Source organism: Actinomadura chokoriensis, from assembly GCF_041463665.1.
GTDB lineage: Bacteria > Actinomycetota > Actinomycetes > Streptosporangiales > Streptosporangiaceae > Spirillospora > Spirillospora chokoriensis_A.
Genome location: NZ_JAXCEJ010000036.1, coordinates 19,895 through 32,046, shown reverse-complemented (window position 1 = coordinate 32,046; position 12,152 = coordinate 19,895). Strand labels below are relative to the sequence as shown.

The following is a 12,152-nucleotide window of genomic DNA, read 5'->3' as shown; positions in this document are numbered from 1 at the left end:
TTTCCCGGTGTCCGGCGGGGCTTCGTCCGGGCGGCCTCCCGAGGCCCCCCGGGTCCCCTCGGCCGGACGGAGAGTCCATATAACCCGCCGGCGGCAGGCCGGGGACCGGCGAATACGGCAGGCTTGGCCAGCCCCTTACCCGGCGAAGACCGGTTCCAGGAACGATCGACCGTCCCCCTACCCGGGCCATAACCGGTCGTCGGCGCGACCTCATCGGCCGGGGCGCGGCACGAGCGGTCCGACGCGGAGGACGTGCCTCGGAGTCACCGAGGACGGCGGGTCACAGGGCCGGAACGGGTCCCGTCGTCGAGCGGACCACCAGGTGCGGGACGACCAGGTTCTGCCGGGCGTGCCGGGACGGGTCGCCGATCCGCGCGGTCAGCAACTCGGCGGCCACCCGTCCCATGTCGCGGCGCGGCTGGTCCACGCTGGTCAGCGAGATGTGGCGGATCGCGGCGAGATGGGTGTTGTCGTAGCCGACGATCGACAGGTCGGCGGGCACCCGCATGCCGAGTTCGTCGGCGGCCGAGAGGGCGCCGGTCGCGACCAGGTCGTTGGGAGCGAAGATCGCGGTGGGGCGGCCGGGGCCGCTCAGCAGGGAACTCGCGGCCCGGTAGCCGCCGTCCTCGGTGAAGTCGCCCAGCTCGACGACGATCTCCGCGGTGAGCCCGTGCCGGTGCATCGCCTTCTCGTAGCCGGCGCGGCGGTAACGGGCGGTGGTCGAGCGCGCCCCCTCGATGTGGGCGATCCGGCGGTGCCCGAGTTCGACGAGGTGGTCGACGGCCAGGCTGGCGCCGAGCTCGTCGTCGTCCACCACGATGTCCACGCCGTGGACGTCGCGCTCGCCGACGACCACCACCGGGACGCTCGCCGCCGCCTCCTTGAGCGACTCGGGGACGACGCTGAGCAGCACCAGGCCGTCCACCCGCATCTCCAGGAACGCCTCGACCGCCTCGGCCTCGAACAGCGGGTCCCAGCGGCCACTGCCGACGAGCATCCGCAGGCCCGCACCGTGCAGGCTCTCCTGCAGCCCGTCGAGGAACTCGGCGAAGAACGGGTTGTGCAGGTCGGCGACGATGGCGCCGATCAGCCGGGTGCGGCCCTCGACCAGGCTCCGCGCGACGGCGTTCGGCCGGTAGCCGAGCTCGCGGGCGGCCTGCAGGACGGCCTGCCTGCGGCGCTCGCTCACATGCGGCGACCCCCGCATCACCAGTGAGACGAGCGACTTGGAGACACCGGCGCGCTCGGCGACGTTGCGGATCGTCGGTTTCGGCGCGGGCACCGCCCTCCCCTCGCCGGGCGCGGCGGGAGAGGATCCGCTGCGCGGCCTCGGCACCGCGCCCTCTCCCTGTCTGGCGTGCGGGGGATTCGGTTCATCAGCTGACATGGTGCTCCGTCCGGGGGGACCTGCAGGACCTGCCGCGACGGCGCGCCAACGGGGACCGGCGCGCCGTCCTCCGCTCGGGAGGAGATGCCATGATGCCGCGCCTTCCCCCCATACCGTCGCAACAGGGAGTAACGGGCATCCGACAATGGTGGTTCGGGCCTGTGGTGTTCCGGATCACAGCCCTGCTCGCAGCCGATCACGACCCGGTGAGAGCCGCCTCGCCGCACTCGGCGGGAGCTGCCGCCCGTCCGGCTCGGATACGCTTTCCAGGTGGGAGATCGTGCGGTGACCGGCGGCAAGACGCGGAGCCGGCAGAGCGGCGGACGGGGCCGTCGCAGGCTCAGCGTGGACGAGCGGCGAGACGAACTGATCGATGCGGCGCTGCAGCTGTTCAGCACGCGCTCGCCCGAGGACATCTCGATCGACGACGTCGCCGCCGCGGCCGGCGCCTCGCGCGCACTCGTCTACCACTACTTCGGCGGCAAGTACGAGCTGTACATCGCGGCACTCGGCAGCGCGGCGAAGAAGCTGTCGGTGCTGCTCGAACCGCCCACGGAGGGCAAGCCGCTCGAACGCCTGCACATCTCGCTGAAGCGGTACTTCGACTTCGTGGAGAGCCACGCGGCGGGCTACACGGCGCTGCTGCGCGGCGGCCCGGCGGACCGGTCGGGCGAGGCGGGCGAGATCGTCGACGGCATCCGCCAGCTGCTGCTGGACCGGATCCTGCACACGCTGAACGTGGAGGTCCCGCCGCCGATCCTGCGCATCACGCTGCGCTGCTGGATGGCGACCGTGGAGACCGCGGGCCTGGACTGGCTGGAGAACCGCGACGTGCCACGCACCGACCTGGAGCGCCTGCTCGTCGACCAGCTGGTGGTCATCATGCAGGCGGCCGGGCGCCACGACCCGGGCACCGCCGCCCTCGTCGACCGCCTCTCCCAAGAGGAGCTGGGCAGGTAGCCGCGGGGCTCACGGGACCGCCGGGGCCGGCGGGTCCTGTGTCCGATTGTGGACGCTTGCGACTAGGGTGTCCGAAATTCTATGCAGGCCAGATCCCGCCCGCGGGTCAGCGGGCGGGATGGCAGCCGAACGGTGACCGGCTCGGGCCCCACGGTTCTCGGATGACCGTGGCCCCGGCCGCTCGTCCGGGAGACCTCTGGGCCGACCCTCGCGAGCGAGGTCCTCCAGCGGTCTCCCGGCCGTCCCCCCTGTGTTGCCGTGCGCGTTACTCCGAGCGCTGCTGCGGGATGCCGGCGAGCAGCGCCCGCACCTCCGCCTCGCGGTAGCGGCGATGCCCCCCGAGCGTCCGGATGGACGTGAGCTTTCCCGCCTTCGCCCACCGCGTGACGGTCTTGGGGTCGACGCGGAACATCGTCGCCACCTCCGCCGGCGTCAGCAGGGGCTCGGCCTCTGGCGTACGTGCTGACATGTTTGCGGCCTCTCCTCCGTGGACCGATGACAGCGATCCTGCGATTGATCCTCGCGTGGTCACTGATGTCCCCTATGGCCCGAAAGAGCCACTATGACATCACAACGTGTAACCTTGCCACCACTCAGCGCAACAAGCAAGTTCCTGGCGGTAGTTGCGTGCAAACATCCCCGCGACAGCGGGAGTGTGCAGCTGAGCGCCGGCCACTGGGTCACGCTGCGTGATTCTAGCGACACGTATAGTCGTATCGCGCGCGGATTCGGGAAATTTGTTTTAGTTCGCCGCCTCGAGCGCCCGGACGGGCCGCCAGCGGGCCAGGAGGCGCTTGTACATCGCCACCGTCAGCTCGACCTCGCCGCGCTCCATCCCGGTCAGGGCCACGGTCATCTCCGCCACCGACTCGTCCGCGCGCAGGGCCTGGTCGTCCAGCAGGTGGACGAGCCCGCCGTAGTCGAGCTCCACCAGGGCGCGCGAGTGGAAATCGCCCAGCCAGCGTCCGAGCGTCTCCAGGCGACCGGCCGACAGGAGGTAGACCTCCTCCGTCCCGTCGCCGAGGTTCTCGCGCACCACCGGGAGCGCCGCCGCCACCCGGCGGCGCGCCTCCTCCATCGAGGTGACGTAGCTGAGGGTGCGCTCGGGCGCGGCCGTCGCCGGGCCATGACCCGCGAGTTCCTCCGGCGCGTCGTCGGACTTGCGGTACCCGGTCCCCGGCGTGCCGAGCATCAGGCACCGCTCGCCGCGCGCGAACGGCACGAACCAGTCCAGCGGGACATGCCAGGTGCTCGTCAGGATGTGCGGACGCAGTGACCGGCCGGCGTTCTTCCACCGCTCGAAGTCGCTCCGCACGCGTTCGGCCAGCGGCGGCGGGACGAACGCCGCCGCGACACCGGCGGCGTGCTCGTTCCTGAACCGCTCGAAGGCCAGCCATGAGCGCAGCCGCGTCCCCCACGGGCACACGTAGATCGTGTCGTCGAGGCGACGGATGTAGGCGTCCCTGCTCTCCCGCTCCGGGACGACCTCGGGCGGCGTGCCGGTCAGCCTGAGCGCGGCCTCCCGGTGCTCCACACCGAGTGCGTGGATCCGCCGCGGGCGCCGCCTGGACTCGGCGTAGACCGTCCACAGGGTCCGCGCGGGCTCCGGGAAGGCGGTCACCGGTTCATAAATCCGTAGGTACGCGGCGTACGGAAGCACCACCGCATCGTGGCACGAGATCAGTGCGTCCGTGAGGCCATCCTGCGCCCTAGTCTGATCTCAAGACAGAGAGGAGGGCACTACCGTGCCTAATGTCTTCGGGGCGCCCCACAAGGGCACCGAACCCCGACACGAGCAGGTCGTCTTCTGCCAGGACGAGGCCAGCGGCCTGCGCGCAATCATCGCCATCTACTCCACCGCGCTGGGCCCGTCCCTGGGGGGCACCCGCTTCTTCCCCTACGGCACCGAGGAAGAGGCACTCGCCGATGTACTGAACCTGTCCAGGGGCATGGCCTACAAGAACGCCTTGGCGGGCCTCGACCTCGGCGGCGGCAAGGCCGTCATCATCGGCGACCCCGCCATCGACAAGTCCGAGGCGATGCTGAGGGCGTACGGGCGCTTCGTCCAGTCGCTGAACGGCCGCTACTACACGGCGTGCGACGTCGGCACGTTCAGCGAGGACATGGACGTCGTGGCACGGGAGTGCCGCTTCGTCACCGGGCGGACGGTCGCGCACGGCGGCGCGGGCGACTCCTCCATCCTCACGGCGTTCGGCGTCTTCCAGGGCATGCGCGCCGCCGCCGAGACCATGTGGGGCGCGCCCACCCTGCGCGGCAAGCGGGTCGGGGTAGAGGGTGTCGGGAAGGTCGGTCACCGGCTGGTGGAGCACCTTCGCGAGGACGGTGCGGACGTCGTCGTCTGCGACGTGAACGAGGCCGCGGTCGACCGGGTCCGGTCACTGCACCCGGAGGTGGAGGTCGTCGCAGACGCCGACGCGATGGTCCGAGCAGACCTCGATGTGTACGCGCCGTGCGCGCTCGGCGGCTCTCTCAACGACGACAGCGTGCCCGTGCTCAAGGCCAAGGTGGTCTGTGGCGCCGCGAACAACCAGCTCGCCCACACGGGCGTGGAGAAGAGCCTCGCCGACCGCGGCGTCCTGTACGCGCCCGACTACGTGGTGAACTCCGGTGGAGTGATCCAGGTCGCGGACGAGATCGAGGGCTTCAACTTCGACCGCGCCAAGGCCCGCGCCTCCGGCATCTACGGCACCACCCGGAAGATCTTCGCGCTGGCCGACGACGACGGGGTGCCGCCGGCGGTGGCCGCCGACCGGCTCGCGGAGCGCCGGATGTCCGAGATCGGCAGGCTCCGGGGCATCCTCCTCTGATGTCGCCCCCGGTCTGCACGGGGCTGGGGACGGCCTGCACCGGGACGATTGGGGCGGTGCTCTTCCTAGACCTGTTTAGACCGTTGCAAGACCGTTGTAAGGGCCGCCGTGGGGCACTATACGACCGTCCCACGGCGGCCTTGGCACGTACTCGTGACCACCGGATACACTGTTGTTATCAGCACCAGGGGCGCCGCCACGTACCGTCGATGTACCGAGCCAGGCGCAAAACGGGTACGGTTGTACCCGTGACTGACGCATGGCTCATCAGGCACCGGTTCGTGTGGTACACGCGCGCGTTGATGGGCCCACGAAAGCCCTGACCATCGAGGGGGTCGAGCCAATGGGTCGCGGCCGAGCCAAGGCCAAGCAGGTGAAGGTTGCCCGGCAGCTCAAGTACAACACCGGCAACACGGACCTCGACCGCCTGAAGGACGAACTGGGAGTCACGGACTCCGGCGACGACTCTTACGACGAGCTCGTGGAGAAGTACGCCGACTACGCCGACGACTACGGCACGGAGCCCCGCAAGGACGGCACCTCCGGTTGACCGGCTGACAGTGCGCCACTGCCCGTGGACGGGCAGTGGCGTTTGTCGTGACTCCTGCATGTTCGCAGCGGTTTTCCCTCATGGGGGTGTGTGGGTCATGGTTTCCAGCGGCCGCCGAGAGAGCCTCTGAGGCACCTTCGGCGGCTCACGCTTCCCGCGTGATGGATGAGGGCTGGGAGACGCTCACCGCGCCTCTCAGCCCTTCGCACAGCCCCATCAGGCAAGTGGATCCGTCAGGCACGCGGCTCAGTCAGGCGAGGGTGGCGACGCCCGTGCCCGCGATGATCTCGCCGAGCGGCCAGGCGGGCACGCCGCGGGAGGTCAGCAGGCGGAGCGCCGCGTCGGCGGCGTCCGGGCTCACGATCGCGGCCATCCCGACGCCCAGGTTGAACGTCTTGTCCATCTCGGGCTGCGGCACGTCGCCGTGGCCCTGCAGGACGCGGAACAGGGCCGGCGCCTCCCACGACGAGCGGTCCAGCACCGCGTCGACGGTCGGCGGCAGCGAGCGTGCCAGGTTCGCCGCGAGTCCGCCGCCCGTGACGTGCGCGAAGGCGCGCACCCCGCCGGACTGGATCAGCGCCAGGCAGTCCTTGGCGTAGATGCGCGTCGGGGTGAGAAGTTCTTCACCCAGCGGACGGTCGAGTTCGGCGGGGGCGGATTCAAGGGTCAGGTCCGTCGTGGCGAGGATGTGCCGGACGAGCGAGTACCCGTTCGAGTGGATGCCGGACGAGGCCATGGCGAGCACGACGTCCCCCACTTGGACACGGTCCGGGCCGAGGATCTCGCCGGCCTCGACGACACCCGTCCCCGCGCCCGCGAGGTCGAACTCGTCCGCCTCAAGGAGGCCGGGGTGTTCGGCGGTCTCGCCGCCGACGAGGGCACACCCCGCCAGGGCGCAGGCGTCGGCGATACCGCCGACGATGTCGGCGATGCGTTCCGGGACGACCTTGCCGCAGGCGATGTAGTCGGTCATGAACAGCGGCTCGGCCCCGCACACGGCGAGGTCGTCGATGACCATGCCGACCAGGTCGTGGCCAATCGTGTCGTAGATGCCGAGACGTCGAGCCAGGTCGACCTTGGTACCGACGCCGTCCGTGGACGTCGCGAGCAGCGGCCGCCTGTACTTCAGGAAAGCGGAGGCGTCGAACAGACCCGCGAACCCACTGGCGTCGTCGACGACCTCGGGGCGCCGTGAGCGGGCCACCCGGGACTTCATCAGCTCTACGGCGCGCTCACCCGCCGCGATGTCGACACCGGCGGCCTCATAGGACGTCACCGGCCGACCTCCAGCAGGTGCTTGCCACGGGCGTCCTGCTCCACGGGGATGGGGTAGACGCCGTCGAAGCACGCCCGGCACAGGTTGTCCTTGGCGATGTGCGAGGCGGAGATGAGTTCGTCCAGGGAGATGTAGCCGAGCGAGTCGGCGCCGATGGAGTCGCGGATCTCCTCCACCGACAGGTTCCCGGCGATCAGCTCGGCGCGGGTCGCGAAGTCGATGCCGTAGAAGCACGGCCAGGCGACGGGCGGGCTGGAGATGCGCACGTGCACCTCGGCGGCCCCCGCGTCCCGCAGCATCGACACGATCGCGCGCTGGGTGTTGCCCCGCACAATGGAGTCGTCCACCACGACCAGGCGCTTGCCCTCGATCGCCTCGCGCAGCGGGTTCAGCTTGAGCCGGATGCCCATCTGGCGGATCGTCTGGGTCGGCTGGATGAACGTCCGCCCGACGTAGGAGTTCTTCACCAGGCCCTGGCCGTAGGGGATGCCGGACGCCTCCGCGTAGCCGATCGCGGCCGGGGTGCCCGACTCCGGCGTCGGGATGACCATGTCGGCCTCGACGGGATGCTCGTGGGCCAGCCGGCGCCCCACTTCGACGCGGGTGGCCTGGACGCTGCGTCCGGCGATCGTCGTGTCGGGCCGGGCCAGGTAGACGTACTCGAACAGGCAGCCCTTCGGGCGCGCCTTGGCGAACCGCTCGGACCGCACGCCCTCGCCGTCGATCGCGACCATCTCGCCGGGCTCGATCTCCCGCACGAAGCGCGCGCCGACGATGTCGAGCCCGGCCGTCTCAGACGCCACCACCCAGCCACCGGCCTCCAGGGCGCCGAGCACGAGCGGACGGACGCCCTCGGGGTCGCGGGCGGCGTACAGGGTCCCCTCGTCCATGAAGACGAGGGAGTACGCGCCGCGCGTGGCCGGGAGGATCTCCCGTGCCGCCGCCATGGGGCCGCCCTCACCCTGGTGGGCGAGCAGCGCCGTCAGGACCTCGGTGTCGGTCGTGGCTGTCAGCACTCCGGGCTCAAGCCGGGCGGCGAGCTCCGGGGTGTTGATCAGGTTGCCGTTGTGGACGAGCGCGAGCCCTCCCGCGTCCGTCGACCGGAACGTGGGCTGCGCGTTCTCCCACGTGGGCGACCCGGTCGTGGAGTAGCGGCAGTGGCCGACGGCGATGTGGCCGCGCAGAGTGTTCAGCACCGACTCGTCGAAGACCTGGGCGACGAGGCCCATGTCCTTGAACACGACGATGCGGGAGCCATCGCTCACGGCGATTCCCGCCGACTCCTGCCCGCGGTGTTGCAGCGCGTAGAGGCCGTAGTAGGTGAGCTTGCTCACCTCGGCCTGCGACGCCTGGTCGGCGGGGACCCATACGCCGAAGACCCCGCACGCGTCTTGCGGAGCGCGGTCGGAGGGATCGATGTCGTGGCTCAGACGTCCGTCACGGAGAGGCACGTTCGCCAGTGTAGATGCCGGGTTCACCTGCTCTGATCGGTGGCATGTCTTAACGGACCTTTACCCCCCTGAACCACGGGCATCACGAGGTGCAGGGGAATCTGAGGACGACACGTGGAGGGACGCATGACATTGCCCGGATACCAGACCTACTCGCCGCCCGCCCCGCCCCGGCGGAGCGGTCTGGCGCGGGCTTCGCAGGTCCTTGGAATCGCCGGGCTGGCTGGTCTCGTGCTCTGTCTGGCGGGCATGATCCCCGCTCTCGTCGGCCTCGTCTTGGGGACGGTGTCGCTCCTGCGGCGCGAGCCCGACCGGCGTCCCGCCCTCGTGGGCGTTACTTGTTCCGCCGTTGCCCTCCTCATAGGCGCGGGTTCGCTCTTCTGGCTCCTGAGCAAGGCCGCGCGGTGCGGGAACGAGGCGCGGTACCCGGACGAGGCGTCACGCCGGAACTGCGTCGAGCGCGAGTTCCCCTTCGCCAGCGCGAACGCTCAATCCGACAGGGCGCGGACGGCCTCCTCGTTGAGCGCCGAGGCGTACACGCGAAAATCGTCCATGAGGCCGCCGAATCCAGGCTTGGTGGGTTCGCTGCCCAGGTAGATGGGTCCGGCCGGTGTGACGACGGGGTGTTCCAGCGGGACGGTCACGTCCAGCGTGCCGTTCAGGTAGAGGGACATCCCCTGCGTGTTCACGATGAAGGCGACATGGGTCCACTCCCCTGGCGACAGCCGTGTATGGCTGTCGACGTAGTCCGGGCCCTTGACGGTGAACAACTGGACACGCAGCCTCATCGCGTCCGGATACAGCCAGAGGCCGAGGGCCCGCGCGTCGTTCTCGGCGACGGGCTTGTAGACGAGGCTGCGCCACTCGCCGGTCGGCGGCTCGGTGACCTGGACGAAGAACGCCAGGCTGAACCCGAACACCTGGCTCAGGACGAGCTGAGGGGTGGCGGGAATCACAGCCCGGTCGTGTCCGCTGAGCGACAGCGCCTCCCCGTGGCGACCGGGGACGATCCTCGCGGATTCGTCCAGCTCGGCGGCGGGTCCGGCCCCGGTCGCGTCCGCGACCCTGCGGCCCTCCACGGTGTCGACGTCGAACGTCCAATGCGCGATCAGCACGGGATCACCTCCAGCAAGGCGGATACTCCCGCACGTCGGCGTCTCAGTCGATGGGCAGGGGGAGATAGCTCGACAGGTCCGCGCGCGCGCCGCTGGCGCGTACCCGTCCGTCCGCCAGTGCGTCCGCCCAGGCCAACCCACCCGTGGCGAGCGCGATCCAGGTCGCGGCGTCCATCTCGACCACATTCGGTGGTGTTCCACGGGTATGGTGCGGGCCGTCGATGCATTGAACGGCGGCGTGCGGCGGGACCCGGACCTCCACCGATCGGCCGGGAGCCAACTCGGCGAGCCGGTCGAGCAGGAAGCGCACCGCCCCCTTGACCACTGGACGGGACGGTTCGGCGCCTCCTGCCCCCGCACCGGACAGGACGGTGTCCAGGGCCGCGCGGCGCAGCGCGGCGGGCTCGTCCGGACCGGTATGGGGCGGCAGGCCCAGCGCGGCACGCTGCTCGTTCAGGACGGCGAGAGAAAGCGGAGTTCGCGGCATCGCGGACGACGCTACCCGGTCGGTCACAGTGAACGTCCGAGCGGCGACGGACCCCGGGGCGAGCGACGACTCCCCCACGGGGAGCCCCGCGCAGACGGTAAAAAGGACCCCGGTGCCAGGCATGGGGGAGTGAGTTGGACGGGAAGCCGGGGACGGCCGTCCCCGGAGGACACGGAGGTCTGTCAGATGCCCGAGGCGCTGCCCCTGCAGCCGGGTGACCCGCGGCGACTCGGCTCGTTCGAGATCACGGGCCGGCTCGGCGTCGGTGAGCAGGGCGCCGTCTTCCTCGGCAGGGACCCGTCCGGCGCGAGGGTCGCCGTGAAGGTCCTGCACGTGCGGCTCAGCGGCGAGCCCGTCGCCAGGTCGCGGTTCACCGGCGCGTTCTCCGCCGCCCGGAAGGTCTCCGGATTCAGCACGGCGGCGATCCTGGCCGCCGATGTGGACGGTGACCGTCCCTACGTGGTGAGCGAGTGGGTCGACGGCCCCTCCCTCCAGCAGCTCGTCGACGAGGAGGGCCTGCGCGGCGGCGCCGTCGTCGAGCGCCTGGCGGTCGGTATGGCGGTCGCTCTCGCGGCAGTCCACCGGGCGGGTGCCCTTCATCACAATCTGAAGCCCGGAAACATCCTGCTGGGACGCGACGGGCCCAGGATGAGCGAGTTCGGCATCGCGCGTGCTCTGGAAGCGGTGAACGTCGCCTTCACCGGCCACATCACCGACGATCCGTCCTACAAGGCGCCGGAACAGTTGAGCGGCATGGGCATCGGTCCCGCCGCCGACGTTTTCGCCTGGGCGTCGACACTTCTGTTCGCCGCCACGGGAAAGCCGCCGTTCGGCGAGGGTTCAACGCACGAGGTGATGCAGCGCATCGTCTACGACGAAGCGGACCTGTCCGGGGCGCCGGATTCCCTGCGCGAGGTCCTGGCGAGTGCCTTGGCCAAGAATCCAGCAGAGCGTCCTACGCCGCCGCAGATTCTCGAACGCCTTCTGGGTGCGGCCAGCCCGCTGCCCAGCCGCTTGCCCCCTTCAATGGTGGAAGAGGGGCGCGCCTTGGCGGCAGGCCGGGCAGCTCGGCCGAGCGTCCCGCCGATGGCACCGCCGCCACGCTCTCCTATGGGAGCCCCAGCACGTCCTCTGGGGGCCACTCCCATGCCCGGCCCCATTCCGGCCGCACCGCCTATGCCGCCACCAGCAAGCCCCCCAGGGCCGCCGCAGCAGGCCGTGCCGCAACTCCCCCTCTTCGGGAAGCTCTCGCGCACCCGCCGGGAACGCCGCGAGCCCGAACCCGTCCCGGAGCCGTTCACGGCCGACCTGGACCCGGCGGCCTTCGAGGCGACCACGACCTTCGGCGCGGTCAGCGCGGACCGTCCGGACGGCCCCGGCCGGTGGGACGAGCCCGTCGAGGCGGACCAGACCGCGAAGTTCGACGCGCTCGGCCCCGACCCGACGGCCACGTTCGACGCGCTCGACCTGCCCGACCACCCGAACGCCACCGAACCGCACCTCATCCCTGGGCTCCACCATGCGCGGGAGGGCGGCGGGCGGAATTCCTCACCGCTGTCCTCCATCACGCGGATGCGTCGCCCCAGCAACCACGTGCTCGGTGTCGCCCTTTCGCTGTTCATCGGTGTCGGCGTCGGTATCGCCATCATCGCGCTGGTGTTGTGGCCCCAACTCAAGGACGACGACGGGGCGCCCCCAGACAGCACTCAGGCGTCCAACAACCGTCCGGTGACGACGATCCCGGCGGCCTTTGCGGGGACCTGGAAGGGAACTCTGGTCAACACCAACCGCAATGTGTCCTTCCCGGCGGAGGTCACGTTCGAGACGGGACGCACGACAGCACAAGCGGTGTATCCGCGTGAGAAGTGCAACGGAACGCTGACGCTGGCCAGGGGCACGGAAAGCGCGCTGAAGATGAACCTGACCATTGGCGCGCCGTGCACGAGCGGAACGGTCGAGATCACCCGCCAGCCGGACGGGACGCTGCAGTACACGTGGAGCCGCCCGGGGACGAACCTCGGCTACGGAGGCAGGCTCACCCGCGGCTGACCGATGTCGGCCGGATAGCCACATCCGGCAGTGCGTCCAATTTGTCACC

General features: G+C 70.4%; 11 protein-coding genes. 4 read left to right on the top strand and 7 right to left on the bottom strand.

Going from position 1 to position 12,152, the window contains the following annotated elements; all coding sequences use genetic code 11:
- Nucleotides 1-280: 280 nt before the first annotated feature.
- Nucleotides 281-1,387, bottom strand: coding sequence for a LacI family DNA-binding transcriptional regulator (locus SM418_RS35300; RefSeq protein WP_371945936.1), 1,107 nt, complete (start codon nt 1,385-1,387; stop codon nt 281-283).
- Nucleotides 1,388-1,657: 270 nt separating this feature from the next.
- On the opposite strand from SM418_RS35300, the gene SM418_RS35295 reads away from it, so the two are divergent.
- The gene (locus tag SM418_RS35295; RefSeq protein WP_371945935.1) at nt 1,658-2,347 is read left to right on the top strand and encodes a TetR/AcrR family transcriptional regulator; all 690 of its coding nucleotides are present in this window, start codon (nt 1,658-1,660) and stop codon (nt 2,345-2,347) included.
- Between the two features lie 265 nt (nt 2,348-2,612).
- On the opposite strand, the gene bldC is transcribed toward SM418_RS35295, so the two are convergent.
- Together bldC and SM418_RS35285 are read right to left on the bottom strand one after the other, a co-directional pair.
- Nucleotides 2,613-2,816: a developmental transcriptional regulator BldC gene (gene bldC, locus SM418_RS35290; protein ID WP_012850682.1), complete on the bottom strand. Its 204-nt coding sequence runs from the start codon at nt 2,814-2,816 to the stop codon at nt 2,613-2,615.
- Nucleotides 2,817-3,089: 273 nt separating this feature from the next.
- Nucleotides 3,090-4,007, bottom strand: coding sequence for a DUF8083 family protein (locus SM418_RS35285; RefSeq protein ID WP_504230354.1), 918 nt, complete (start codon nt 4,005-4,007; stop codon nt 3,090-3,092).
- Nucleotides 4,008-4,092: 85 nt separating this feature from the next.
- Here SM418_RS35285 and SM418_RS35280 point away from each other — a divergent pair, with 85 nt between their 5' ends.
- Nucleotides 4,093-5,175 carry a Leu/Phe/Val dehydrogenase gene (locus SM418_RS35280; protein WP_371945933.1) on the top strand — a complete coding sequence of 361 codons (1,083 nt, stop codon included), beginning with the start codon at nt 4,093-4,095 and terminating at the stop codon, nt 5,173-5,175.
- A gap of 343 nt (nt 5,176-5,518) precedes the next feature.
- Nucleotides 5,519-5,725, top strand: coding sequence for a DUF3073 domain-containing protein (locus SM418_RS35275; protein WP_371945932.1), 207 nt, complete (start codon nt 5,519-5,521; stop codon nt 5,723-5,725).
- 250 nt (nt 5,726-5,975) lie between these two features.
- Here SM418_RS35275 and purM read toward each other — a convergent pair whose 3' ends face one another.
- From purM to SM418_RS35255, 4 genes are all read right to left on the bottom strand, one after another.
- The gene (purM, locus tag SM418_RS35270; protein ID WP_371945931.1) at nt 5,976-7,001 is read right to left on the bottom strand and encodes a phosphoribosylformylglycinamidine cyclo-ligase; all 1,026 of its coding nucleotides are present in this window, start codon (nt 6,999-7,001) and stop codon (nt 5,976-5,978) included.
- The gene (purF, locus tag SM418_RS35265) at nt 6,998-8,452 is read right to left on the bottom strand and encodes an amidophosphoribosyltransferase (protein WP_371945930.1); all 1,455 of its coding nucleotides are present in this window, start codon (nt 8,450-8,452) and stop codon (nt 6,998-7,000) included. The genes purM and purF overlap by 4 nt, the downstream gene beginning before the upstream one ends.
- A gap of 488 nt (nt 8,453-8,940) precedes the next feature.
- Complete coding sequence (locus SM418_RS35260) at nt 8,941-9,567, bottom strand: LamG domain-containing protein (RefSeq protein WP_371945929.1); 627 nt, start codon at nt 9,565-9,567, stop codon at nt 8,941-8,943.
- Nucleotides 9,568-9,610: 43 nt separating this feature from the next.
- Nucleotides 9,611-10,054 (bottom strand): sterol carrier family protein, encoded by a 444-nt coding sequence (locus SM418_RS35255; protein WP_371945928.1) that lies wholly within the window; start codon nt 10,052-10,054, stop codon nt 9,611-9,613.
- A 186-nt stretch (nt 10,055-10,240) separates the two neighbouring features.
- On the opposite strand from SM418_RS35255, the gene SM418_RS35250 reads away from it, so the two are divergent.
- Nucleotides 10,241-12,103, top strand: coding sequence for a serine/threonine protein kinase (locus tag SM418_RS35250; protein WP_371945927.1), 1,863 nt, complete (start codon nt 10,241-10,243; stop codon nt 12,101-12,103).
- Nucleotides 12,104-12,152 lie beyond the last annotated feature (49 nt).

Coding starts and splice junctions, on each gene's coding strand:
- SM418_RS35255 (WP_371945928.1), bottom strand. CDS start 10,054: ATGCCGCGAACTCCGCTTTCTCTCGCCGTCCTGAACGAGCAGCGTGCC.
- bldC (WP_012850682.1), bottom strand. CDS start 2,816: ATGTCAGCACGTACGCCAGAGGCCGAGCCCCTGCTGACGCCGGCGGAG.
- SM418_RS35250 (WP_371945927.1), top strand. CDS start 10,241: ATGCCCGAGGCGCTGCCCCTGCAGCCGGGTGACCCGCGGCGACTCGGC.
- SM418_RS35300 (WP_371945936.1), bottom strand. CDS start 1,387: ATGTCAGCTGATGAACCGAATCCCCCGCACGCCAGACAGGGAGAGGGC.
- SM418_RS35275 (WP_371945932.1), top strand. CDS start 5,519: ATGGGTCGCGGCCGAGCCAAGGCCAAGCAGGTGAAGGTTGCCCGGCAG.